Origin of the sequence: Rhodanobacter sp. ANJX3 (assembly GCF_014200755.1) — a bacterium.
Classification (GTDB): Bacteria; Pseudomonadota; Gammaproteobacteria; order Xanthomonadales; family Rhodanobacteraceae; genus Rhodanobacter.
Map to the genome: position 1 here is coordinate 456,448 of NZ_JACHCM010000004.1, position 23,381 is coordinate 479,828.

The 23,381-nt window shown below is 64.0% G+C and carries 21 protein-coding genes; 12 read left to right on the forward strand and 9 right to left on the reverse strand.

The features are described from left to right. The first annotated feature begins 41 nt into the window (after positions 1-41). The 7 genes from zwf (at position 42) to tkt (ending at position 9,714) form a co-directional block, all read left to right on the forward strand. Positions 42-1,448 carry a glucose-6-phosphate dehydrogenase gene (gene zwf, locus HDE76_RS13735; RefSeq protein WP_179482031.1) on the forward strand — a complete coding sequence of 469 codons (1,407 nt, stop codon included), beginning with the start codon at positions 42-44 and terminating at the stop codon, positions 1,446-1,448. Continuing rightward, positions 1,442-2,161 carry an HAD family hydrolase gene (locus HDE76_RS13740; RefSeq protein WP_184508355.1) on the forward strand — a complete coding sequence of 240 codons (720 nt, stop codon included), beginning with the start codon at positions 1,442-1,444 and terminating at the stop codon, positions 2,159-2,161. The genes zwf and HDE76_RS13740 overlap by 7 nt, the downstream gene beginning before the upstream one ends. A gap of 88 nt (positions 2,162-2,249) precedes the next feature. Continuing rightward, entirely contained in the window at positions 2,250-3,353 is a 1,104-nt protein-coding gene (gene tal, locus HDE76_RS13745) for a transaldolase (protein WP_184508358.1), read from the forward strand. Continuing rightward, on the forward strand, positions 3,350-5,062 hold the full coding sequence (pgi, locus tag HDE76_RS13750; protein ID WP_184508359.1) for a glucose-6-phosphate isomerase: 1,713 nt from the start codon (positions 3,350-3,352) through the stop codon (positions 5,060-5,062). The genes tal and pgi overlap by 4 nt, the downstream gene beginning before the upstream one ends. Next, a complete protein-coding gene (gene pgm, locus HDE76_RS13755; protein ID WP_179482039.1) occupies positions 5,059-6,711 on the forward strand; it encodes a phosphoglucomutase (alpha-D-glucose-1,6-bisphosphate-dependent) in 1,653 nt (550 codons plus the stop codon). The genes pgi and pgm overlap by 4 nt, the downstream gene beginning before the upstream one ends. 111 nt (positions 6,712-6,822) lie before the next feature. Continuing rightward, the gene (locus tag HDE76_RS13760; RefSeq protein WP_218862519.1) at positions 6,823-7,524 is read left to right on the forward strand and encodes a VIT family protein; all 702 of its coding nucleotides are present in this window, start codon (positions 6,823-6,825) and stop codon (positions 7,522-7,524) included. A gap of 135 nt (positions 7,525-7,659) precedes the next feature. Beyond that, positions 7,660-9,714, forward strand: a complete 2,055-nt coding sequence (gene tkt, locus HDE76_RS13765) for a transketolase (protein ID WP_184508362.1) — start codon at positions 7,660-7,662, stop codon at positions 9,712-9,714. 71 nt (positions 9,715-9,785) lie between these two features. Here the strand turns inward: tkt and HDE76_RS13770 are convergent, their stop codons facing one another. Next, complete coding sequence (locus HDE76_RS13770; RefSeq protein WP_184508365.1) at positions 9,786-10,541, reverse strand: Bax inhibitor-1/YccA family protein; 756 nt, start codon at positions 10,539-10,541, stop codon at positions 9,786-9,788. 125 nt (positions 10,542-10,666) lie between these two features. Between HDE76_RS13770 and hemC the strand changes: the two genes are divergently transcribed. Continuing rightward, positions 10,667-11,584 carry a hydroxymethylbilane synthase gene (hemC, locus tag HDE76_RS13775; protein ID WP_179482045.1) on the forward strand — a complete coding sequence of 306 codons (918 nt, stop codon included), beginning with the start codon at positions 10,667-10,669 and terminating at the stop codon, positions 11,582-11,584. Between the two features lie 185 nt (positions 11,585-11,769). On the opposite strand, the gene HDE76_RS13780 is transcribed toward hemC, so the two are convergent. Together HDE76_RS13780 and HDE76_RS20785 are read right to left on the reverse strand one after the other, a co-directional pair. Then, positions 11,770-12,612 (reverse strand): DUF481 domain-containing protein, encoded by an 843-nt coding sequence (locus HDE76_RS13780; RefSeq protein ID WP_179482047.1) that lies wholly within the window; start codon positions 12,610-12,612, stop codon positions 11,770-11,772. 40 nt (positions 12,613-12,652) lie between these two features. Further along, complete coding sequence (locus tag HDE76_RS20785) at positions 12,653-12,775, reverse strand: hypothetical protein (RefSeq protein WP_255457886.1); 123 nt, start codon at positions 12,773-12,775, stop codon at positions 12,653-12,655. A 40-nt stretch (positions 12,776-12,815) separates the two neighbouring features. Between HDE76_RS20785 and HDE76_RS13785 the strand changes: the two genes are divergently transcribed. Then, positions 12,816-13,799, forward strand: coding sequence for a YafY family protein (locus HDE76_RS13785; RefSeq protein ID WP_179482049.1), 984 nt, complete (start codon positions 12,816-12,818; stop codon positions 13,797-13,799). 163 nt (positions 13,800-13,962) lie between these two features. Next, on the forward strand, positions 13,963-14,907 hold the full coding sequence (locus tag HDE76_RS13790; RefSeq protein ID WP_184508366.1) for a patatin-like phospholipase family protein: 945 nt from the start codon (positions 13,963-13,965) through the stop codon (positions 14,905-14,907). Positions 14,908-14,927: 20 nt separating this feature from the next. Here HDE76_RS13790 and HDE76_RS13795 read toward each other — a convergent pair whose 3' ends face one another. The 4 genes from HDE76_RS13795 to ugpC form a co-directional block, all read right to left on the reverse strand. Beyond that, positions 14,928-15,644: a glycosyltransferase gene (locus HDE76_RS13795; protein WP_184508369.1), complete on the reverse strand. Its 717-nt coding sequence runs from the start codon at positions 15,642-15,644 to the stop codon at positions 14,928-14,930. 336 nt (positions 15,645-15,980) lie between these two features. Continuing rightward, complete coding sequence (locus HDE76_RS13800) at positions 15,981-16,856, reverse strand: ParB/RepB/Spo0J family partition protein (RefSeq protein WP_184508372.1); 876 nt, start codon at positions 16,854-16,856, stop codon at positions 15,981-15,983. A gap of 2 nt (positions 16,857-16,858) precedes the next feature. Further along, complete coding sequence (locus HDE76_RS13805) at positions 16,859-17,734, reverse strand: ParA family protein (RefSeq protein ID WP_184508375.1); 876 nt, start codon at positions 17,732-17,734, stop codon at positions 16,859-16,861. Positions 17,735-17,823: 89 nt separating this feature from the next. Then, on the reverse strand, positions 17,824-18,915 hold the full coding sequence (ugpC, locus tag HDE76_RS13810) for a sn-glycerol-3-phosphate ABC transporter ATP-binding protein UgpC (protein ID WP_184508378.1): 1,092 nt from the start codon (positions 18,913-18,915) through the stop codon (positions 17,824-17,826). A 142-nt stretch (positions 18,916-19,057) separates the two neighbouring features. Between ugpC and HDE76_RS13815 the strand changes: the two genes are divergently transcribed. After that, the gene (locus HDE76_RS13815; protein ID WP_184508381.1) at positions 19,058-20,416 is read left to right on the forward strand and encodes a GH1 family beta-glucosidase; all 1,359 of its coding nucleotides are present in this window, start codon (positions 19,058-19,060) and stop codon (positions 20,414-20,416) included. A 54-nt stretch (positions 20,417-20,470) separates the two neighbouring features. Here the strand turns inward: HDE76_RS13815 and rsmG are convergent, their stop codons facing one another. Both rsmG and HDE76_RS13825 read right to left on the reverse strand, forming a co-directional pair. After that, the gene (gene rsmG, locus HDE76_RS13820; RefSeq protein WP_179482062.1) at positions 20,471-21,100 is read right to left on the reverse strand and encodes a 16S rRNA (guanine(527)-N(7))-methyltransferase RsmG; all 630 of its coding nucleotides are present in this window, start codon (positions 21,098-21,100) and stop codon (positions 20,471-20,473) included. 170 nt (positions 21,101-21,270) lie between these two features. After that, a complete protein-coding gene (locus HDE76_RS13825) occupies positions 21,271-21,729 on the reverse strand; it encodes an SPFH domain-containing protein (protein WP_179482064.1) in 459 nt (152 codons plus the stop codon). A 599-nt stretch (positions 21,730-22,328) separates the two neighbouring features. On the opposite strand from HDE76_RS13825, the gene HDE76_RS13830 reads away from it, so the two are divergent. Further along, positions 22,329-23,351: a LacI family DNA-binding transcriptional regulator gene (locus HDE76_RS13830; RefSeq protein WP_184508385.1), complete on the forward strand. Its 1,023-nt coding sequence runs from the start codon at positions 22,329-22,331 to the stop codon at positions 23,349-23,351. Positions 23,352-23,381 lie beyond the last annotated feature (30 nt).

Genomic DNA, 23,381 nt, shown 5'->3' on the forward strand with positions numbered 1-23,381 from the left:
GGCCGCCGTACAATCCAAGCCACATGGAGAGAGTTACCGCTATGCCGACACCTCGTTCGGATGCCCTGGTCTTTTTCGGCGCCACTGGCGACCTGGCTTACAAGAAAATCTTCCCCGCACTGCAAGCGATGATTCTCAATGACGGGCTGGACCTGCCCATCATCGGCGTCGCCCACTCCGATTGGACCATCAAGGATCTGCGCGCTCGCGCTCGCGATAGCCTGACCAAGGCAGCCAAGGACAAGGGCGCCAAATTCGACAAGGAGGGTTTCGACAAACTCTCGGCGCTGCTGCACTACGTCGACGGCGACTACAACGATCCGGCCACCTTCGACGCGATCAAGAAGGCGCTGGGCAAGGCCAAGCGGCCGCTGCACTATCTGGCGATTCCACCGAGCCTGTTCGCCGTCGTGGCGCAGGGCCTTCAGAAGGTGGGCTGCGCCGAAAACGCCCGGGTGGTGGTGGAGAAACCGTTCGGCCGTGACCTGGCCTCGGCCAAGGCGCTCAACGCCACGCTGCACGAGGTGTTTCCCGAGCAGTCGATCTTTCGCATTGACCATTATCTGGGCAAGGAGCCGGTTCAGAACCTGCTCTATTTCCGCTTCGCCAACACCTTGTTCGAGCCGGTGTGGAACCGCAACTACGTCGAAAGCGTGCAGATCACCATGGCCGAGGACTTCGGCGTACAGGGCCGCGGCGCGTTCTACGACGACATCGGCGCGATCCGCGACGTGGTGCAGAACCACTTGCTGCAGGTGATCGCCATGCTGGCGATGGATGCGCCGGTGGGCAGCGACGCCGACTCGCTGCGCGCCGAAAAGCTGCGCATCTTCCGCGCGATGAAACCGGTCGATCCTAAAGACGTAGTGCGCGGCCAGTACAAGGGCTATCGCGACGTCGAAGGCGTCAAGCCCGACTCGAATGTGGAAACCTTCGTGGCGCTGCGTCTGCATATCGACAACTGGCGCTGGAACGGCGTGCCGTTCTATATCCGCGCCGGCAAAAACCTGCCGATCACCGCCACCGAGGTGATCGTCGACATGAAGACGCCGCCGCTGTCGCTGTTCGACGAAATCGGCCAGAAAGAGTCCAATTACTTCCGCTTCCGCTTCAATCCCGAGGTGATCATCGCCGAAGGCGCGCGGGTCAAGAAGCCCGGCGAAAAGATGCGTGGCGAGCCGGTCGAGCTGGTGGCACGGCACCACCCGCAGCGGGAAAAATTGCCGTACGAGCGCCTGCTCGGCGATGCCATCCGCGGCGACAATTCGCAGTTCACCAGCGATGAAAGCGTGGAAGCGGCGTGGGCCGTGGTCGATAAGGTGCTGACGCACGAGAAGCCGGTCGTGCTGTACAAGCCCGGCAGCTGGGGCCCGACCGAGGCCGCGAAAATATTCCAAGGCGAGGAAGGCTGGCACGACCCGACGCCCGAGGAATCTTTTCCATGCTGAGTGCGGTTGCCAGCAGCGACGCGCCGGCGGAGGTGTTCATCCTGGTCGATGTCGACAACACCTTGTTCGACAACGACCGTTTCGCAATCGAGCTGTCCGCGCACCTGGAAACATCGTTCAACGTGACCGAGCGCGAGCGCTACTGGTCGCTGCACAAAAAGCGTTGGGCCGAGAACGGCATATCGGATTATCTCGGCACCATGCAGGAATTTCGCGTCGGCCTGCAGAACGATCCGGCGCTGCTGCAGATGTCACCGTTCCTGCTCGACTTTCCGTTTGCCGATCTGCTCTATCCGCACGCGCTGGAAGTCGTGGCGCACCTGCGCACGCTGGCGCCGGCCTCGGCACTGTCCGACGGCGACATGGTGTTCCAGCCGCGTAAGGTAGCGCACTCTGGCGTGTTCGACGCCTTCGGCGGCAACGTGCTGATCTACGAGCACAAGCAGCACGAGCTCGACCTGATGCAGCGGCGCTATCCGGCCAAACACTACGTGATGATCGACGACAAGCCGAACATCCTCGCCGACATGAAGAACGTGCTCGGCAATCGACTCACCACGGTGTTCGTGCGCCAGGGCCAATACGCGGCCAACGCCTCGGCCGAGCTGCGCAACGCACCGGACATCAAGATCGATCGCATCGGCGATCTGCTCGGGTACACGCTGGCGGACTTTGCGCTCACGTCATCCGCCCGTCATAGCGCCGTGCATTAGTCACTAGCGCCCCGCTATTTCGTCCCCATCTTCAAAAACACGACCTATCCGCAACACCGCCATCTTCCATACGTAGTCAGGAGCCACCATGAAAGCGACCCAGCAACTGCATGATCTCGGCCAGAGCCTCTGGCTCGACAACATCACCCGTACCCTGCTCGACGACGGCACGCTGGCGCGCTATATCGCCGAGAATTCGGTCACCGGCCTCACCTCCAACCCCAGCATCTTCGACGCGGCCATCGGCGGCGGCGATGCCTACGATGCCGGCATCCGCGAAAAGGCCAAGGCCGGGCTGTCCGGCGAAAAGCTGTTCAACGAGCTGGCGCTGGAAGACCTGCGCCGCGCCGCCGACCTGTTCGCGCCGATCTTCAAGTCCACCCACAAGGTGGACGGCTGGGTCTCGATGGAAGTGTCGCCACTGCTGTCGGCGGATACCGAAGGCACCATCGCGGCAGCCAAGGAAATTCACTCGCTGGCGCAGCGCGAGAACCTGTTCGTGAAGATTCCCGGCACGCCTGAGGGTATTCCGGCGATCGAGGAAGCGATCTTCCTCGGCATTCCGATCAACGTGACCCTGCTGTTTTCGCGCGAGCACTACCTGGCCTCGGCCGAGGCGTATCTCCGCGGCCTGGAGCGTCGTCATGCGGCCGGTCAGCATCTGGACGTCGGCTCGGTGGCGTCGGTATTCGTCAGCCGCTGGGATGTCGCCAGCAACAAGCAGCTGCCCGACGAACTGCACAACAAGCTCGGCATCGCCGTGTGCCAGCAGACCTACTGCGCCTATCGCGAACTGCTGGAATCGCCGCGCTGGAAGAAGCTCGCCGCCGCCGGCGCCAAACCGCAGCGCCTGCTGCTGGCCAGCACCGGCACCAAGGATCCGGCTGCCTCCGACACGTTGTACGTCAGCGCGCTGGCCGCACCGGACACCATCGACACGATGCCGGAAAAAACCCTGCTGGCCTTTGCCGAACACGGCCAGCTGCACGGCGTGATGCCGACCGACGGCAAGGAGGCGGAAGAAACGCTGGCGAAGATCACCAAGGCCGGCGTCGATATCGATGCGCTGGCGGCCCAGTTGCAGACCGAAGGCGCGGCGTCGTTCGTCAAGTCGTGGGGAGAACTGCTCAAGCGCATCGTCGACAAGACCGGCAAGCTCGAGGACGACTCGAAAGGATCGGCCCAGAAATGAGCTCACCCCTGGTTTCCCGGCCGCAGTGGCAGGCGCTGAAGAAGCACTTTGCGCAGATCGGCGAGAAGCATCTGCGCGAGCTGTTCGCTGCCGATGCCAATCGCGGCACCACGCTGACCGCCGAAGCGGTCGGCCTGTACCTCGACTACTCCAAGCAGCGCGTCAACGCCGACACCCTGCGCCTGCTGCGCGAGCTGGCCGAAGCGTGCGACCTGCCCAAGCGCATCGAGGCGATGTTCCGCGGCGACAAGATCAACATCACCGAGAAACGCGCGGCCGAGCACGTAGCACTGCGCTCACCGGTCGGCGAGAAGATCCTGGTCGACGGCAAGGACGTCGTGCCCGACGTGCACGCGGTGCTCGACCGCATGACCACCTTCGCCGAAAAGGTACGCAGCGGCGCGTGGCTGGGCCACAGCGGCAAGCGCATTCGCAACGTCATCAGTATCGGCATCGGCGGTTCGGATCTCGGCCCGGTGATGGCCTACGAGGCGCTGCGCGATTACAGCCAGCGCGACATCAGCTTCCGCTTCGTCTCCAACGTCGACGGCACCGATTTCGCCGAAGCCACGCGCGATCTGGACGCGGCCGAAACGCTGTTCATCGTCTGCTCGAAAACCTTCACCACGCTGGAAACGCTGACCAATGCGCACGCCGCCCGCGCCTGGGCGCTGAAAGCGCTCGGCGTCAGCGGCGCCGACGAGGGCACGGCCGTCGCCAAGCATTTCGTCGCCGTGTCCACCAACGCCGAAGAAGTGACCAAGTTCGGCATCGACACCGCCAACATGTTTGGCTTCTGGGACTGGGTCGGCGGACGCTACTCGATGGATTCGGCGATCGGTCTGTCGACCATGATCGCCATCGGCCCGGATCATTTCCGCGAAATGCTGGCCGGCTTTCACGCGATGGACGAGCACTTCCGGCATGCGCCGCTGGAAAAGAACCTGCCCGCGCTGATGGGCCTGCTGGCGATCTGGAACAACAACTTCCTCGATGCCGCCACCGTGGCGGTGCTGCCGTACGAGCAGTATCTGAAGCGCTTCCCGGCCTACCTGCAGCAGCTGACGATGGAGAGCAACGGCAAGCACGTGACGCTCGACGGCAGCACGGTCGATTACGCTACTGGCCCGATCTACTGGGGCGAGCCCGGCACCAACGGCCAGCACTCGTTCTATCAGCTGATCCACCAGGGCACGCGCATCGTGCCCTGCGATTTCATCGGCTTCGGCCAAACGCTGAACCCGCTGCCGGTGCACGACGGCAGCGACCATCCGGCGGGCGATCAGCACGACCTGCTGATGGCCAACCTGATCGCCCAGGGCGAGGCGCTGGCCTTCGGCAAGACCGCCGACGAAGTGCTGTCCGAAGGTACGGCCGAGGCGCTGGTGCCGCACCGCACGTTCGAGGGCAATCGGCCGAGCAACACGATTCTCGCATCGCGCCTCACGCCGCACATCCTCGGCACGCTGATCGCACTGTACGAGCACAGCGTGTTCGTGCAGGGCACGATCTGGAATATCGATTCGTTCGACCAGTGGGGCGTGGAGCTGGGCAAGCAGCTGGCCAAAACCACCATCGCCGAACTGACCGCGAAGGACGAACCCGAGCTCAAGCACGACAGCTCGACCAACGCGTTGATCCACCGCTATCGCCAGCTGCGCGATGGCCGCCTGAAAGACGCACGCACACCACCGGCGGCACCGAAATGAGCCAGAAGATCAGCCCGCTCGCCGGCAAGCCGGCACCGCAGTCGATCCTGATCGACATCGCCAAGCTCCTCGCCGCGTATGCCGATCTGAAGCCCGATCCGGCCGAGGCGTCGCAGCGCGTGGCGTTCGGTACCTCCGGCCATCGCGGCAGTTCGTTTACGCGCAGCTTCAACGAATGGCACATCCTGGCGATCAGTCAGGCGATCTGCGAATACCGCAAGAGCAAAGGCATCGACGGTCCGCTGTTTATCGGCTTCGATACGCATGCGCTGTCGCAGCCCGCGTTCGAGAGCGCGCTGGAAGTGCTGGCGGCGAACGGCGTCGAAACCATGATCTCGGCCAAGGGCGAGTTCACGCCCACGCCGACGATTTCGCACGCCATACTCACCTACAACAAGGGCCGCAAGACGGGATTAGCCGACGGCATCGTAATTACGCCGTCGCACAACCCGCCGGACAACGGCGGCTTCAAGTACAACCCGCCCAACGGCGGCCCGGCCGATACCGACATCACCAACTGGGTGCAGGACCGCGCCAACAAGCTGATCGAAGGCGGCCTGAAAGAGGTCAAGCGCATGCCGTTCGCGCAGGCGAGCAAGGCCTCGACCACGCACACGCACGATTACCTCGACGCGTATGTGGCCGACCTCGGCAATATGATCGACTTCGACATCATCCGCAGCGCCGGCGTGCACATGGGCGTCGATCCGCTGGGCGGCGCGGGCGTGCATTTCTGGGCACCGATCGCCGAACGCTACAAGCTCGACCTCACCGTGGTCAGCGATACGGTCGATCCGCAGTTCGCCTTTATGACGGTGGACTGGGACGGCCAGATCCGCATGGACCCGTCGTCGAAATACGCGATGCAGCGGCTGATCGTGCTGAAGGACAAGTACGACGTCGCGTTCGCCTGCGATACCGACCACGATCGCCACGGCATCGTGACGCGCAGCAACGGGCTGATGGAGCCGAATCATTACCTGTCGGTGCTGATCGATTACCTGTTCCAGAACCGCCCGCACTGGAGCGACAAGGCAGCCATCGGCAAGACCGTGGTCAGCACCGCGATGATCGATCGCGTGGCCAAGCGCCTGGGCCGCAAGCTGTATGAAGTGCCGGTCGGCTTCAAGTGGTTTTCCGAAGGCCTGTTCGACGGCTCGCTCGGTTTCGGCGGCGAAGAAAGCGCCGGCGCCTCGCTGCTGCGCCGCGACGGTTCGGTGTGGACCACCGACAAGGACGGCCTGGTGCCGGCGCTGCTGTCGGCCGAGATCACCGCACGTCACGGCAAGGACCCGGGCGAAATCTACGCGCAGATGACCAAGGATCTCGGCGAACCGTTCGCCGACCGCGTCGAGGCCGCCGCCACACCGGCGCAGAAGGCCAAGCTGGCCAAGCTGTCGCCGGATCAGCTGCACAGCGATCAGCTGGCCGGCGAGAAGATCACCCAAGTGCTCGACAAGGCCCCTGGCAACGGCGCCGCGATCGGCGGCATCAAGGCCATCGCGCCTAGCGGCTGGTTCGCCGCGCGGCCGTCCGGCACCGAGGCGATCTACAAGATCTACGCCGAGAGCTTCAAGAGTCAGGATCATCTGAAAGCGATCCTGGAAGAAGCGCAGAAAATCGTCGACGCCTCGCTCGGTGGTGCATGATGGAGCGCGCCTCTTGAGCACGCAGACGCGCACCACAGCGGTGCGCGTCTGATAAACATCCAGGGCACGCGTACCGTATCCCGCGGGTGATTCCGTTGAAAGGCTGACCCTTTGTCCCGTTCCCGAAAGCACTCCGAACGCCACGTCACAGCCCGCATCAACTGGCTGCGGGCCGCGGTACTGGGCGCTAATGACGGCATCGTTTCCACCGCCAGTCTGGTGCTGGGCGTCGCTGCAGCGCACGCCAGCCACGCCAGCATTCTGGTCGCCGGTACGGCAGGCCTTGTCGCCGGCGCGATGTCCATGGCCGCAGGAGAGTACGTGTCGGTGCACTCCCAGGCCGATATCGAAAATGCCGAGCTGGCCAAGGAGCAGCTCGAGCTGCACACCGACAGCGAAGGCGAGCACAAAGAGTTGGCTGCGATCTACGTCGGCCGTGGGCTCGATCCGGCGCTGGCTGCGCAGGTGGCTGTGCAGCTGATGGCGCACGACGCGCTGGATGCGCACGCGCGCGACGAGCTTGGCATCACCGACACGCAGCGGGCGCGACCGCTGCAGGCCGCCATAGCCTCGGCGCTGAGTTTTTCGATCGGCGCCGCGCTGCCGCTGCTGGTAGCCGCTGTGACGCCGGAACCGATTCTGATCCCAAGCATCTTTCTTAGCGCGCTGCTGTTTCTTGTGCTGCTGGGCGCGCTCGCTGCGCGCGTGGGCGGCGCCCGTGTCTTGGCAGGTGCTTTGCGCATCGGTTTCTGGGGCGCGCTGGCCATGGCCATGACCGCCGGCATTGGCGCGCTGATCGGACATGCGGCCTGACTGTTTTGACGCGTGTGCGCACCGGCTTGCGCAGCCTGTCTGAAAACTTGACGGTAGCTTTACCCGGCAACCGTCATGCTAAGTGTTCTAGATATGCCTCCCCGCAGTGAATACCTGCCTCCCCAAGGACTCCCCATGACTGTCTCCTCGCTCGATCAGCAATGCATCGATACGCTCCGTTTTCTTTCGGTCGATATGGTGCAGAAAGCCAACAGCGGCCACCCTGGGCTGCCGCTCGGCGCCGCGCCCATGGCCTATGTGCTCTGGACGAAGCATCTCAAGCATTATCCGAGCAACCCTGAGTGGGTGGATCGCGATCGCTTCGTGCTGTCGGCCGGCCACGGTTCGGCGCTGCTGTACAGCCTGCTGCACGTGACCGGTTATGACCTGTCGCTGGACGACATCAAACAGTTTCGCCAGTGGGGCAGCAAGGCGCCGGGGCATCCCGAGCGCGGCCACACCGCCGGCGTCGAAGTCACCACCGGCCCGCTCGGTCAGGGCATCGCCAACGCGGTCGGCATGGCCATCGGCGAAGCGCACCTCGCGGCGCGCTACAACCGCGATGACCACACTGTTATCGATCACCGCACCTGGGCGTTGGTGGGCGACGGCGACCTGATGGAGGGCGTGGCTTCCGAGGCCGCCTCGCTGGCCGGCCATCTCAAGCTGGGCAAGCTGATCTGCCTTTATGACGACAACTACGTCAGTCTGGCTGCCGGCACCGACATCTCGTTTACCGAAGATCGCGCCAAGCGCTTTGAAGCCTACGGCTGGCAGACGATTACGGTGGCCGACGGCAATGATATTGCCGCCATCGATGCCGCCATCGAAAAGGCCAAGGCGGACACCACGCGCCCGTCGCTTATTCTGGTGCGCACGCAGATCGGCTTCGGCTCGCCCAAGCAGGGATCGTTCAAGGCGCACGGCTCGCCGCTGGGCGTCGAAGAGGTCAAGGAAACCAAGCAGAAGCTGGGCTGGCCGGTCGAGCCCGATTTCCTGATACCGCAGCCCGCGCTGGAGCACTTCCGCGAAGCGCAGCAGCGCGGCGAGGAGCAGAAGAGCGAGTGGAATGGCCGTATGGACGCCTATTCGAAAGCCTTCCCCGAGCTGGCGACCGAACTGCGCGATCGCCTGGACGGCAAACTCCCCGCCGGTTGGGATGCCGACATTCCGACATTCCCGGCGGACGCCAAGGGCATCGCGACGCGCGCGGCCGGCGGCAAGATCATGAATGCGTTTGCGGAGAAGCTGCCGGCGCTGTTCGGCGGCTCGGCCGATCTGGATTCGTCGACCAATACCAACCTCAAAGGCTTCGGCGATTTCAATTCGGCCGCCACCGCTGGCGAAGACACCCAGGGCTCGGACAGCGCCGGCTGGAGCCATGCCGGACGCAACCTGCACTTCGGCGTGCGCGAGCATGCGATGGGCGCGGTGGTCAACGGGCTGGCCGCGCACGGCGGGTTTATTCCGTACGGCTCCACCTTTCTGATCTTCTCCGATTACATGCGCCCGACGATTCGCTTGGCCGCGCTGTCCAAGCTGCACGTGGTGCACGTGTTCACCCACGACAGCATCGCGGTCGGCGAAGACGGCCCGACCCACCAGCCGGTCGAACAGATCGCCAGCCTGCGGGCGATTCCGCATGTCACGGTGATCCGTCCGGCCGATGCGAACGAAACGGCGGTCGCGTGGAAGGTCGCCGTGGAAACACGCGAGCGTCCGGTGCTGCTGGCGCTGACCCGGCAGGAGCTGCCGGTGCTGGATCGCACCAAGTTCGCCAGCGCCGATGGCCTGCGCAAGGGCGCCTATGTGCTCAGCGATGCGAAAGAGGGCAAGCCTGAGCTCGTGCTGATCGCCACCGGTTCGGAAGTCGGCCTGATCGTGGAGGCCGCCGAGAAGCTGCAGGCCGACGGCGTAGCCGTTCGCTGCGTGTCGATGCCGAGCTGGGATCTATTCGAAGCCCAGCCGCAGAGCTATCGCGATGAAGTTTTGCCGCCGGACGTCACTGCCAAGCTCGCGGTGGAAATGGGCGTATCGATGGGCTGGGATCGCTACGTCGGCCCGCACGGCGCCGTGCTGGGCGTAGATCGCTACGGCGCCTCGGCCCCGGCCAAGGTACTGTTGCCCGAGTACGGCTTCACTGTCGACAACGTGATCGCGCATGCCAAGGCGCTGCTGAAGAAAGCGTAAAATGCCGATAGACGAAGCGGGAGCCCGGCGCACCGCCGGGCTCCCGCTCTGGTCGATGTACACGCCCAGCGTCAGTTACGCGACTGCATCTTCGACAGCAGCCGCAGCAGCTCCAGATAAAGCCAGACCAGGGTAACCACCAGCGCGAACGCGCCGTACCACTCCATGTATTTCGGCGCGCCGCCGTTGACCCCGGTTTCGATCATGTCGAAATCCAGAATCAGGTTCAGTGCGGCAATCACCACCACCACGCCGCTGAACACGATGCCGACGGTGCTGTGGCCGTTGATGAAGCCGATCGGATGGCCGAAGAAGCTCATCGCCATATTGGCCAGATAAAGCAGCATGACGCCGCCGGTGGCGGCCACGATGCAGAGCTTGAATTTTTCCGTGGCGCGAATGAGCCCGCTGCGATAGGCCAGCAGCAGCGCCGCCATGGTGCCGAAGGTAAGCCCGACCGCCTGCACCACGATGCCTGGATAACGCATCTCGAAAATCGCCGACAGCGCGCCGATGAACACGCCTTCCACCAGCGCGTACAGCGGTGCGGTGACCGGTGCCCAGGTTTTCTTGAACGAGGTGACCAGGCCAAGCACCAGGCCGCCGATCGCGCCACCCAACGCCAGCGGCCACATCGCCGGAATGCTGCCAGGTCCGCTGAAGTGGCTCCAGCTGAACATGGCGCCGATCAGTACCAGGATCAGCAGCAGGCCGGTCTTGTTGACCGTGCCGTTGAGCGTCATCGCCTCGCCGTTGCGCGATACGACCAAGCCGCTGGCCGCGTCGAGGAAGGTATTCTTATTCAGTGCCGGGTTGCCGCTTTGCATGAAGTGCTCCGATGAGTTCGTCGCCATCGTATCTGGCCCGCCGCAGCCGCGCACGCTGACCGCATTGCGCGCATAGCTGCATAACTACGCGACAATGAGACCTTGCCGAACGTCGCGGAGTTCCGATGAGCCCTTCCATCCTGCGTATCGCCACCCGCAAGAGCCCGCTCGCACTGTGGCAGGCAGAGCACGTGGCGGCCGCCCTGAGCGCGGCGCATCCGGCGCTATCGGTGCAGCTGGTGCCGATGTCCACGCGCGGCGATGAGATCCTCGACCGGCCGCTGGCCGAGGTCGGTGGCAAGGGCCTGTTTCTGAAGGAGCTCGAGGTCGCGATGATGGAAGGTCGCGCCGATCTGGCCGTGCATTCGCTCAAGGACGTACCCGTGACGCTGGAACCCGGCTTTACGCTGCCGGCGATCCTGCCGCGCGCCGATGCAGCCGATGCGTTTGTCAGCAACGAATACGCCAACCTCGCCGCGCTGCCGCAGGGCGCGCGGGTGGGCACCTCGTCGCTGCGACGGCAGGCGCTGCTGCGCGCGCTGCGGCCGGATCTACAGCTGCTCGATCTGCGCGGCAACGTCGGCACACGACTGACCAAGCTCGATGCCGGCGGCTACGACGCGATCGTGCTGGCCTGCGCGGGGCTGGAGCGGCTGGGCTTCGCCGCGCGCATCCGCTCGCGTCTCACCCCGCCGGACTGGCTGCCGGCGCCTGGCCAGGCCGCCATTGCGATCGAGGCCTGCTCGGATCATTCGGCCGCACTGACCCTGCTGGCCGCGCTCGACGATGCCGATACGCGCCTGACCGTCGACGCCGAGCGGGCGATGAACCAGGCGCTCGGTGGCAGCTGCACCGTACCGGTTGCCGCGTGGTGCGTATTGGGCGAGCGCGGCCTGCATCTGCGCGGCATGGTCGGCGATGCAGCATCCGGTCGGCTCCTGCATGCCGAGGCGATGAGGGCCGATGACGACGCGGTAGCGCTGGGGCGGGAGGTGGCCGCCGCATTGATCGACCAGGGCGCGGGCGAAATACTGGGCCTCTGAATGAGCCTGCGTCGCTGCAGGTGCGGCACAGAAAAGCCCCGCAGCGAACCGCGGGGCTTTTTGATTTTATGGCCATGGATGGCCGGTAAACCGGAAATGCAGGAGCAATTTCCGGTTATGGCCATGGATACCCGCCAAACCGGAAATGCAAGAGCCATTTCCGGCTCCTCGACCGAACAAACGCGTCAGAGGTTGTAGACGATATTGGTGGTGGTGAGCGTGTCGTTCTTGCGGATACCCGGCAGCACGTTGGTGTTGTGGCGCACCTGGAAACCGACCTTCACCGCCAGCTTCTTGGTCATGCTGACCGAGACACCGGCGTCATTCTGAAGATACGTGTTCTTGGAACCCGCTTCCGTCAGGAATGTATCTTCGAACGAGGTGTTGTCGGTGAGCTTGTGCTTGTAGTTGACCAGGCCACGGGCAATCGCCTCGCTCTGCGTACCGTTCGCTTCCTGCGGCACTTCAACACCATTGATCAGCGTGTCCTGAACCGCCGGGCGGTAGCGCTTGTAACCGGGACCGAGTTCAAACGACAGCTCGTTGGTGTCGTCCTTCAGCGCGATATAGCCGTAACCGACCGACACCACGCCCTGCCAGATATTGGCGCCGAAGTCGTCATGCTCGTAGCGCGCGGCCGTCACGATATAGCTGCGCGGATCGAGCTTGTAGCCGACCGAGGCACCGCCGTCGTAGCGATTGGCGGTCTCGTTGAACTGCTCCACCGTGACGCCCGACGCGTTGGTCACCGCCTGCTGGCTTTTCGCGCGCAAGAAATCGACGTAGAAGTTGTTCTTCCACTGCTCGTTTTCCTGATTCAGGTTGAGCTTGCCGTTGACGTTCTGCGAGCGCGTGTTGCCCGTAGCGGAGGCAAAACCGAACTCGCCCGATCCGCTCCAGCCGCCGTTGTTGGCCGCATTGCTGGTGCTGTTGGCATCAGCCCCGGAAGCCGGTGCGGCATTGTCGGCCTGAGCGGCGAAACTTGCCATGGAAGCCAGCAAAACGCAGGCGATCAAGGTCTTTTTCATGGGTGATGATCCATTTGTTAAAGAATAGTGATTGGCTACCTTAACGGCCCGGATTGAACTTGAAATGAACAATCTGCTGCGCCGCAGCGGAGAACTTCATGATCCTGCGGCAATCGAGGCGGCGAATCAACGCCTTGAAGCGGCCGCGCGCGGCTGCAACCATGCTACAAACGCTGTCACTCCCGATACTTTCGATCAGGCACATGGACCGCTACGAACGCATATCCACCTTGCACCGACTGCTCAAGTCGGCGCATTACCCGATTCCCCTGGCCCGGCTGCGCGAGGAGCTCGAATGCTCGCGCGCTACGCTTTATCGCGATGTGGCGTTTCTGCGTGACGCGCTGGGCGCGCCGGTCGAAAGCGCCGGCGGCGACCAGGCCGCGTTTCGCTATGAAGTGGGCGAGGGCGAACGCTTCGAGTTGCCCGGCCTGTGGCTGACCTCGGACGAACTGTCCGCGCTGCTGGCGTTGAACGAACTGATCGATCGCTCCGGCACCGGCGTGCTGGCCGGCGCACTGACGCCGCTGCGCAAGCGCATCGAAGGCCTGCTGTCCAATCGCGAAGGCAACGACGAGCCACTGCCGATCGAGCGCATCCGGGTGATTCCGTGGGGCGAACGCAAGCTCAGCCAGCAGGTTTTCCGCATTGTCGCCGGCTCGGTGCTGAAGCGGCATCAGCTGCGCTTTCGCTATCGCGCGCGCACCACCAATACCGACAGCCGCCGCACCGTGTCGCCGCAGCGGCTGACCCACTATCGCGACAACTGGTATCTCGACGTGTGGGATCACGACCGCGAGGCACTGCGCAGTTTCGCCGTGGATCGCATCGTCGAACCGCAAGCGCTGGATGCTGCGGCTATCGACGTGGCCGAGAACGACCTCAACGAACTGCTGGCCTCCAGTTACGGCATCTTCGCGGGCAAGCCCAAGGCATGGGCCACGATCCGTTTTTCGCAGCATGCCGCGCGCTGGGTCGCCGACGAGCACTGGCATTCGCAGCAGCGCGGCGAGTGGCTGCCGGACGGTCGCTACGAGCTGCAGGTGCCCTACTCCAATTCGCGCGAGCTGCTGATGGACGTGCTCAAGTACGGCCCCGACGCCGAGATCGTCTCTCCGCTGCCGCTGCGCGAAGAAATGAAGATCCTGCTGCAGCTGGCGATGAGCGGCTATCAGCCTAGCCTCTGATCGCAACACGCGGGAAAACCTAGATTCCCGCAGCGACTGTTGCGGCATGAATAGGTTGAAAGGCCACGGCAGCTTGCCGAGAATTTGTGGCGCGTCCATGCTTGTCAGACGCCGCATGCCGTCAGCGGGTGGCGGCCGCTCCGACCACAATTGAAAGCTGCGCATGACACACACCGATATCGCCGACCCTACCGCGCTGCCCGCAGCGCTTTCCGAATCACGCCGTCCCACCGTAGCGCTGGCCCTTGGTGCGGGAGGCGCAAAGGGGCTGGCGCACATCGGCGCGATTGAAGAAATCGAGGCGCAGGGTTTTGAGATCGTCGCCATCGCCGGCTGCTCGATGGGCGCACTGATCGGCGGCATCTACGCGATGGGCAAGCTCAACGTTTACCGCGACTGGGTCTCGACGCTGGCCAAGTTCGACGTGCTGAAGCTGCTCGACTGGACGTTTTCCGGCGGTGGTTTCATCAAGGGCGAGCGCATCATGGGCACGCTGCTGGAGCTGATCGGCGATACCTGCATCGAGGAGCTGCCGTTCCCGTTCACCGCCGTTGCCACCGACCTGGAGCGCGAGCGCGAGGTCTGGCTGACCCGCGGCTCGCTGTTCGATGCGATCCGCGCGTCGATTGCCATTCCCACCGTCTTTCGCCCGTACCACCTCAACGGACGCGTGCTGGTCGACGGCGCGCTGTTGAACCCGCTACCCGTGTCGCCGCTGATTCGCGAAACCGCCGACTACATCATGGCCGTTAGCGTAGATGGTCCCGCCGAATTCACACCGGTGGAAACGCAGGAGCTGGAAGAACCGGCGGCCAACGGGGCACGGCACCGGATCGGCGAATTCTTGAGTCGGCTGAGGCCGCACAGCGAACCGAAGCCGCGCGAACCGGGCGCGTTCGAACTGCTCAACCAGTCAATGGACCTGATGCAGGCCAATCTCTCACGGCTGCGTCTCGCGGCGTATGCGCCCGACCTGCTGATCCAGATGCCGCGCAACGCATCCACCGCCTACGAGTTCTATCGCGCCCGCGAGCTGATCGAACTGGGACGACAGCGAGCCCGCGCCGCATTCTCCAACTGGAAGCCGGTTTCACATCAACCGCGTTAGCCGACGCGGGTCAGCCGAAGTCAAAGCTCTTCGATGCGGGTGACCTTGCCACGACGCATCAGCCAGGCCACACCGCGCAAATCGGCCAGACCCACCCATAGACGATCGAGCATGCCGTACTTGGATACACCGGCGGTGCGCGGGCGATGGCCCACCGGCACGCTTTGGCAGGCGAAGCCGGCACGCTTGACCAGCGCGGGCAGGTAGCGATGCATATGATCGAAGTAGGGCAGACGCAGAAAGACTTCGCGATCGAACAACTTCAGTCCGCAGCCGGTGTCCGGCGTGGCGTCCTTCAACATGCGCGAGCGCACCGCATTGGCGATCTTGGAGGAGATGCGCTTGTTGAAACTGTCGCGGCGCGTAGTGCGCCAGCCGGCGAACAGGCGCAAATCCGCCGACGCCTTGTCGCGCGCCGCCAGCAGCTTGGGAATGTCGGCCGGATCGTTCTGGCCGTCGCCATCGAGCGTGGCGATCCACGGCGACTTCGCCGCACGCACGCCGTTCCATACGGCGGTGCTCTGACCGCTGCGGGTCACGTGATGCAACACGCGCAGCTCCGGATGAAGCGCCTTCTGCGCGGCCAGCACGGCGCGGCTGTCATCGGCGGAATCGTCGTCGACGTAGATCACTTCGTAATCGATCTGCCCGCGCAGGGCGGCAGCGATTTCGGCGAGCAGCGGCGGAATATTGTCGCGCTCGTTGAAGACGGGAACGACGACGGACAGTTGCGGCATGGGGAAGCCTTGTTGCGGGGACGGGGCGCGCAGGCGCTGGGCGGATTCTAGTGGGTGGGGGCGTTTGGAGAAAGAAAGGGGCGAGAAGCGAGAGGCGAGGGCGCATCGGTGGCGTTCGTCGAATCGGTCAGTTGGCGATACGTTAGAAAACAGTTGCAAGAACCGCGATTTCTGCGTCTGCGATAGCTGCGATGGGGAAGGCTGGTCGCTTGTGCCGCCGCCAAGTTGTCTAGATTCGGGGCGTCACAGCATGAGTCTTTTCCACATTTTTCGTCGCATCCCGTCGGAGCGCCCTCGCTACTCGCCCCTCGCCCTCTTCCCTGCTCTATCCCTGCTTTACCGTATCTTGCCCAGAATCCCTTCCAGCTCGTCGTTGCTGTGGTAGTGGATGACCAGTTTGCCGCGCCCGCCGCGGCCCTGCGCCAGCTCGACGCGGGTGGCGAAGCGCTCGCCCAGCTCGCGTTCCAGATCGCCGATGTTCGGATCGCGCGCCGGGGCAGCTTTGGCCTTGCCCTTCGGCACGGTCTGGGCGCGCCGCGCGGCTTCTTCGAGTTCGCGCACGCTCCAGCCGTTGCGCGCGGCTTCCAGCGCCAGGCTTTCGGCCTGATGTTCGGGCAGGGTCAGCAGGCAGCGGGCGTGGCCCATGTCGAGCTTGCCTTCGTCGAGCAGTTTCTTGATCGAGGCGGGCAGTTCGGTGAGACGCAGCAGGTTGGATACCGACGCGCGCGAACGGCCGACCGCGTCGGCCGCCTGCTGATGGGTGAGGGCGAAGTCGTCGATCAGCCGCTTCAGCGCATCGGCTTCTTCCAGCGGAGTGAGGTCTTCGCGCTGAATGTTCTCGATCAGCGCCATCGCCGGCACCGAGGCCTCGGGCACGATTTTCACCAGCGCCGGCAGCTCGCTCAGCTGGGCGCGCTGCGCCGCACGCCAGCGGCGCTCGCCGGCGATCAGCTCGTAGCTGTCCTTGCCCAGCGCGCGCACCACCACGGGCTGGATCAGCCCCTGCGCCTTGATCGATGCGGCCAGTTCGTCCAGCGCCTCGTCGTTCCAATGCCGGCGCGGCTGATACTTGCCGGGCTGGATCTGCTGGATCGGCAGGATGCGCAGCTCGCCTTCCTGCCCGATCACCGACGGCGAGCCCTCGACGTCACCATCGCCGCCGAGCAGGGCGTCGAGCCCGCGTCCAAGTCCACGTTTTTTTGCAGCAGCCATGCCTAGTCCTGTTGATTGGCCGCCGGCGCCTTCAGCGTCGGGCCGTTTTTGCTTGGGGCCGGTGGTTCGACCGCTTCGACATCGGCTTCCGCGTCGACGTTCGCAGCCGGCGGCAAACCCCGTTCGCGCCGGATGATTTCGCCAGCCAGACCGATATAGGCGATCGCCCCGCGCGAGCTGCGGTCGTACAGATGGATCGGCTGACCATGGCTCGGCGCCTCGGCCAGGCGCACGTTGCGCGGAATGATCGAGCGCAGCACCTTGTCACCGAAGTGCTGGGTCAGCTGTGCGGAGACCTCGTTGCCGAGGTTGTTGCGCACGTCGTACATCGTGCGCAGCAGGCCTTCGATCTCGAGTTTCGGATTCAACCGGTGACGCACGGCCTTGACCGTATCGAGCAGACTGGACAGACCTTCCAGCGCGAAATATTCGCACTGCACCGGGATCAAAACGCCGTTGGCGGCGGTCAGCGCATTCAGCGTCAGCAGATTCAGCGACGGCGGGCAGTCGATCAAAATGGTGTCGTAGCTGCCGAGCACCTTGGCCAGGATTTCCTTCAGCCGGTGCTCGCGCGCCAGCGCATCCATCAGCTTCAGCTCGGCGGCGGTGACGTCGCCGTTGCCGGGCAGCAGGTCGTAGTGGGCGTCGGTGGGCACGATGGCTGCCGTGATCTCCGCTTCTTCCAGCAACACTTCGCACGCGTTCGGCTTGGCTTCGCGCTTGTTCACGCCCGACGCCATGGTGGCGTTGCCCTGCGGGTCCAGATCGACCAGCAGCACGCGACGTTTCGCCGCCGCCAAGGCGGCCGCGAGATTGACGGCAGTGGTGGTCTTGCCGACGCCGCCCTTCTGGTTGGCGACAGCGATGATGCGGGCCATGGATAGATAGCTACCGGACGCGTGAAGAGGGCTAGTGTAATGCGTCGACCCGACCGGTGCGCTGACGGCGCTCGGCGTACCGCCCTGGCTCAAACGCCGATGCGCAGGCCGCTGGCGGGATCGAACAGGTGCAGGCGCTCGGCAGCCAGCCCCAGCGGCACCGTGCTGCCGGCCTCGGGCAAAGCGCGCGGCGACACGCGCGACACCAGCGCCTGGCTACCGTAGCGCAGGTTGAGAAAGATCTCATTGCCGACCGGTTCGAGCACTTCGAGCTGTGCGATCAACGCTGCCTCATCCGCTTCCACGGGCAGCAGGTCTTCCGGACGCATGCCCAGCACGATCTCGCGATCGCGCCATTCCTGCCAGCCCGCCGCCTGCGCCGGCCGGCCCAGCATCACCTCGCCGTGCTCGGTCACCACCGACCAGCCCCTGCCGAGAGTCAGCCTGCCGCGCAGCAGGTTCATGCCGGGACTGCCGACGAAGCCGGCTACGAACAAATTGGCCGGCCGGTCGTACAGATGCATCGGCGTGTCGATCTGCTGGATCACGCCGCCGTCGAGTACCACGATGCGCTGGCCCAGCGTCATCGCCTCGATCTGGTCGTGCGTGACGTAGATCATCGTGGCCTTGAGCTGGCGATGCAGCCGTGCGATCTCGACCCGCATGGTCAGCCGCAGCTTGGCATCCAGATTGGACAGCGGCTCGTCGAGCAGAAACACTTTCGGATCGCGCACCAGCGCCCGACCGAGCGCCACGCGCTGGCGCTGACCGCCGGACAATGCACCTGGCCGCGATGCCAGCCGCGGCTCCAGTTCCAGGGTCTTGGCGGCCTCACGCACGCGGCGGTCGATCTCCCCTTTGGACTGGCCGCGCAGCTTCAGGCCGAAGGCCAGGTTTTCCGCTACGGTCATATGCGGATACAGCGCGTAGTTCTGGAACACCATCGCGATATCGCGATCCTTCGGTTCCACGTCGTTCACCACGCGACCGTCGATGCTCAGCGTACCGCCGCTGATCGACTCCAGCCCAGCAATCATCCGCAACAACGTGGTCTTGCCGCAGCCCGATGGCCCGACCAGCACCAGCAGCTCGCCATCGGCGATATCGAAACTCGCGCCGGCGACGCCGACGTGGCCGCCGGGGTAAACCTTGCGCAGTTGATCCAGACGAACGGTGGCCATCGGCATTTCCTGTGCGGTCGGCCACAAAGGCCAGCATTCGGCGTGTGAAGGTGTCTGCACATCGGCGAAACATTCGGCTATTCTGCCTACGTAATCGTTTACATCAAGCCTTAATCACCCGTTTTCATCTGCAGGAAGCTCCATGACCGGTCGTTTTCGTTTTCCCGAGGGTTTTCACTGGGGTGCCGCCACGTCGGCCTACCAGATCGAAGGTTCACCGCTGGCCGATGGCGCCGGCCCCAGCATCTGGCAGCGTTTTGCGCATACGCCAGGCATGATGTCCAACGGTGATACCGGCGACGTCGCCTGCGATCACTACAACCGCTACAAGGACGACGTGCAGCTGATGCGCGCGCTCGGCCTGCAGGGCTATCGCTTCAGCATCAATTGGGCACGCGTGCTGCCCGAGGGCACCGGCCGGGTCAACGCCAAGGGCCTGGGTTTCTATTCGCGCCTGGTGGACGAACTGCTGGAAAACGGCATCGTGCCGAACGCCACGCTGTTTCATTGGGACCTGCCGGCGGCGCTTGACGATCGTGGCGGCTGGCTCAACCGCGACGTCGCGCACTGGTTTGCCGATTACGCCGAAGTGATGTTCAAGGCGCTCGGCGATCGCGTGCCGCGCTGGGCCACGCTCAACGAACCCTGGGTCGTCACCGACGGCGGCTACCTGCACGGCGCGCTGGCGCCCGGACACCGCAGCAAGTACGAGGCGCCGATCGCCGCGCACAATCTGATGCGCGCCAGCGGCGCCGGTATCCAGGCGTATCGCGCGCACGGCAAGCACGAGATCGGCGTGGTGTTCAACATCGAGCCCAAGTACCCCGCCTCGGACAGCGCCGAGGATCTCGCCGCGACCAAGCGCGCCCACGCGTATATGAACAAGCAGTTTGCCGACCCGGCACTGCTCGGCAGCTATCCGCCCGAGCTGAAGGAAATCTTCGGCGACGCGTGGCCGGATTTTCCGGAAGACGACTTCAAGCTGACGAATCAGAAGGTCGATTTCGTCGGCATCAACTATTACACCCGCGCCGTGGTCAAACACGACGTCGACGCGTATCCGCTGAAAGCCGTGCCGGTGCGCCAGCCCAACAAGACCTACACGGAAACCGGCTGGGAAGTGTTCGAGCAGGGCCTGACCGACACGCTCACCTGGTTCAAGCACCGCTACGGCGACATTCCGCTGTACATCACCGAAAACGGCTCGGCTTTCTACGATCCACCGGTGGCGGAGAACGGTGTGCTGGACGACCCGCTGCGCACCAACTATCTACGCAAGCACCTCGGCGCCATGCACAAGGCGATCGAGGCGGGCGTCAATATCAAGGGTTATTACGCCTGGTCGCTGATGGACAACCTCGAATGGTCGCTGGGCTTCTCCAAGCGCTTCGGGCTCTACCACGTCGACTTCGCCACGCAGAAGCGCACGGCGAAGGCGACGGCCAAACTCTACGCCCAGGTGATCGGGAGCAACGGCGCCGTGCTGGACGAACAGGGGTAAATCCACGAAGGTCAGGTTGCGCGACACGCCACCTGACCTTCCGGCACCCTGCAATCAGGCCCTGCCGAGCACCACGAGACGGCGCTCGGCATCCAGCCCCGGTACCGTCAGCACATGCGTTTCCCGCACGGCGAAACCGGACGGCACGCCCGACAGTTCGTCCTCCGACAGCTTGCCCTTCATGGCCAGCCAGATGCCGTCGGGCGCCAGCAGGTGTCCGCCCCAACCGAGCATGTCGGCGAAGCTGGCGAAGGCGCGCGCGGTGACGCAGTCAAACTGGCCTTGCACGTCTTCCACGCGCGACTGTACGGCGCGCACGCCGTCGAGCTTCAGCGCGCGGATCGCCTCGCGCAAAAAACGCACCTTCTTGCCGTTGGAATCGACCAGCAGCATCTCCCGGCCCGGCGCCGCAATCGCCAGCACGATGCCGGGCAACCCGGGGCCGGTGCCCAGATCCGCCAGGGTGGCGCCGCGCACATAGGGCAGAATCGCCAGCGAATCGAGCAGGTGGCGGGTAATCATCTCGCCCGCGTCGCGTACGGCGGTGAGGTTATAGGCGCCGTTCCAGCGCTCCAGCAGTACCTGATAATCCAGCAAGCGCGACACGGCCTCTGCCGGCAGGCCAAGCCCCAACTCGGCGATGCCGCGTACCAGTTGGGTCTGCAAGAGGTCGCGCGCGGTCATCCGGATTCCTGGTAGCTTGGCGTAAGAGAGCAGTATCTCCGGCAACGACCGGCAATGCCAAAGCGCGTGCCAAGAAACTATGCAAAAGAAAACCCGCCGCAGCGGGTTTCGGTTTGCCAGTCGTGCGAGCAACTCGGCCTATTTGACGCCAGTCGAGCGGCGCAATGGGCTCAGGCCGCGTCCAGTTCGACCCGCGTCACCATCATGCCGCGCTCGCGCAGGCTCTGGTTGAGCAGCTGCTTCATATGCGAGCCGAGCACGCGGCGATCGGCATGCGCCACATCGCGCTCGGTGCACAGCGCCTCGTGAGCGCCGCGAAGAATCAGCTGGTCGACTTGGCCGAATACCGCATCGGCGCGCTCCGGCTCCAGCACCTGCCAGTAAACCGTGCCGCTGACGTCGCGATCGTCCGCCATCGGCTCTTCGAATCGCAGTACCTGGCCGGAGAGGTTGATCTTGTTGGCGATGCGCTCCACCAGCGGCAGCACCACGTGCACACCCGGCTGCAGCAGCCGCGCCGGCTTGCCCTGGCGATAGAGGCTGTAGACCTGACCCGCAGGCACGCGCTTGACGGCGCTGACGAACAGCGCGGCGAAGAACAGGGCGATAACGATGAGCGAGATGAACATAATGTTTCAGAAACAGCGACTTAATCGCTTTATGGTGATTGTTTGCAGGAAGTTGATGGTACAGGCGCTTGAGCGGTCAAACATTAACCTTGATTTAACGGCATCTGCAAAACTTTAACAAGTCCTTCTTTTTGCGTGGACATAACCCTCGGCGATCAATCAGCGGCCGGCTTGATCCAAGTAGCCGGCAACAAATACGCACCCCCTTCAACGCCACCCATCACCGACAGCCATGTCGCTTTCTCCAAACGCTTTCCGTTCAGCGCGGGTGCGTGCGTGATCGTCTCCATCTACTTAAACGTCTGCTGGCGCCAAAACTTTAGCGAGGACACTGAGCGTGTGACGATGCAAAAGTCACCCATCGCCCGATCCCGAGACCCGACGGCGTCAGCGCCTGATGTTGCGGAGCCGCACTGGTTTTTTCGACGCTCAAACGTAATATTTAGCGCCAATTAGGCGTTTTCCGATTCGGCACGCTCGGCATCCCGAAAACCCTTTTGCGCTGCAACAAATATTTGTTTTGCAAACACTTTACAAGCAGCCATGAAAACGTTTACGTTCCCGCCACTGGGGGATTCCGGGGGTTAGCGAAGCTTGTCATGGCAACCATCACGATCAAGGATGTAGCGCGCGAAGCCAACGTGTCGGTGGCTTCGGTGTCGCGTGCGCTGAACGGCGGCAGCGGCGTCACCGCCGAAACCGGCCAGCGCATTCGCGACGTGGCCCTGCGCCTGCGCTATATCCCGCACGCTGCGGCGCGCATGCTGATCACCCGTCGCACCAACACCATCGGCGCCCTGCTTCCGGATTTATACGGCGAATTCTTTTCCGAATTGATTCGCGGCATCGATCTGGCCGCCCGCGCGCACGGCTTGCATCTGCTGGTTTCCAGCTCCCACGACAGTTCCGAGGACGCCGCCGCGGCCCTGCGCGCCATGCAGGGCCGCGTCGACGGCATGCTGATCATGTCCGCGCACGTCGACGACGCATTCCTGCGCGCCAATCTGCCCGAGGATCTGCCGACCGTACTGATCAACAGCCCGGTGCAAGATGAGGCCTACCGCGTCATCAACGTCGACAATTACGCTGGCGCGCGCGCGATGACCAAGCATCTGATCGACACCGGTCACCAGGACATTGCGTTTATTGCCGGCCCAGAGAACAACTTCGACGCACAGCAGCGCGAGAACGGCTATCGCGCGGCGATGGCCAAGTACGCGTCCAAGGTCGAACCCGTTGTCGTCGCCGGCGACTTCACCGAGGAAGCCGGCTTTCGCGCCGGTGAAGCACTGCTAGCTCGGAAGAAGCGACCGAATGCAGTATTCGCGGCCAACGACATGATGGCGGTCGGTTGCATGCACGCATTCCGCGAAGCCGGTGTCTGTGTACCCCAAGACATCGCTTTGGCCGGCTTCGACGATATTCCGGTCGCCCGTTATGTCGCGCCGCCCCTCAGCACGGTGCGCGTGCGCATCGTCGACCTCGGACGCAGCGCGCTCGAGGCTGTGGCGAGCATGCTGGAAAACCCCGATCACCAAGTCACAGCCGGACCGACCTTCGGCTGCGAAATCGTTGTGCGCGAAACCTGCGGCGCCCGTGGCGCCCCAGCGTCCCACGAATAAAGTCCGAATTAGCACGTCACATTGCCCGGG

What these genes read in the sequence shown, in the direction of transcription:
- HDE76_RS13785 (WP_179482049.1), top strand. Translation starts at nt 12,816, where the DNA reads ATGGACCGCTACGAACGCATATCCACCTTGCACCGACTGCTCAAGTCG.
- HDE76_RS13825 (WP_179482064.1), bottom strand. Translation starts at nt 21,729, where the DNA reads ATGTTCATCTCGCTCATCGTTATCGCCCTGTTCTTCGCCGCGCTGTTC.
- HDE76_RS20785 (WP_255457886.1), bottom strand. Translation starts at nt 12,775, where the DNA reads ATGGTTGCAGCCGCGCGCGGCCGCTTCAAGGCGTTGATTCGCCGCCTC.
- tal (WP_184508358.1), top strand. Translation starts at nt 2,250, where the DNA reads ATGAAAGCGACCCAGCAACTGCATGATCTCGGCCAGAGCCTCTGGCTC.
- HDE76_RS13770 (WP_184508365.1), bottom strand. Translation starts at nt 10,541, where the DNA reads ATGCAAAGCGGCAACCCGGCACTGAATAAGAATACCTTCCTCGACGCG.
- HDE76_RS13815 (WP_184508381.1), top strand. Translation starts at nt 19,058, where the DNA reads ATGACCGGTCGTTTTCGTTTTCCCGAGGGTTTTCACTGGGGTGCCGCC.
- HDE76_RS13800 (WP_184508372.1), bottom strand. Translation starts at nt 16,856, where the DNA reads ATGGCTGCTGCAAAAAAACGTGGACTTGGACGCGGGCTCGACGCCCTG.
- HDE76_RS13795 (WP_184508369.1), bottom strand. Translation starts at nt 15,644, where the DNA reads ATGCCGCAACTGTCCGTCGTCGTTCCCGTCTTCAACGAGCGCGACAAT.
- HDE76_RS13780 (WP_179482047.1), bottom strand. Translation starts at nt 12,612, where the DNA reads ATGAAAAAGACCTTGATCGCCTGCGTTTTGCTGGCTTCCATGGCAAGT.
- HDE76_RS13790 (WP_184508366.1), top strand. Translation starts at nt 13,963, where the DNA reads ATGACACACACCGATATCGCCGACCCTACCGCGCTGCCCGCAGCGCTT.
- HDE76_RS13805 (WP_184508375.1), bottom strand. Translation starts at nt 17,734, where the DNA reads ATGGCCCGCATCATCGCTGTCGCCAACCAGAAGGGCGGCGTCGGCAAG.
- rsmG (WP_179482062.1), bottom strand. Translation starts at nt 21,100, where the DNA reads ATGACCGCGCGCGACCTCTTGCAGACCCAACTGGTACGCGGCATCGCC.
- pgi (WP_184508359.1), top strand. Translation starts at nt 3,350, where the DNA reads ATGAGCTCACCCCTGGTTTCCCGGCCGCAGTGGCAGGCGCTGAAGAAG.
- hemC (WP_179482045.1), top strand. Translation starts at nt 10,667, where the DNA reads ATGAGCCCTTCCATCCTGCGTATCGCCACCCGCAAGAGCCCGCTCGCA.
- HDE76_RS13740 (WP_184508355.1), top strand. Translation starts at nt 1,442, where the DNA reads ATGCTGAGTGCGGTTGCCAGCAGCGACGCGCCGGCGGAGGTGTTCATC.
- HDE76_RS13830 (WP_184508385.1), top strand. Translation starts at nt 22,329, where the DNA reads ATGGCAACCATCACGATCAAGGATGTAGCGCGCGAAGCCAACGTGTCG.
- tkt (WP_184508362.1), top strand. Translation starts at nt 7,660, where the DNA reads ATGACTGTCTCCTCGCTCGATCAGCAATGCATCGATACGCTCCGTTTT.
- pgm (WP_179482039.1), top strand. Translation starts at nt 5,059, where the DNA reads ATGAGCCAGAAGATCAGCCCGCTCGCCGGCAAGCCGGCACCGCAGTCG.
- ugpC (WP_184508378.1), bottom strand. Translation starts at nt 18,915, where the DNA reads ATGGCCACCGTTCGTCTGGATCAACTGCGCAAGGTTTACCCCGGCGGC.
- zwf (WP_179482031.1), top strand. Translation starts at nt 42, where the DNA reads ATGCCGACACCTCGTTCGGATGCCCTGGTCTTTTTCGGCGCCACTGGC.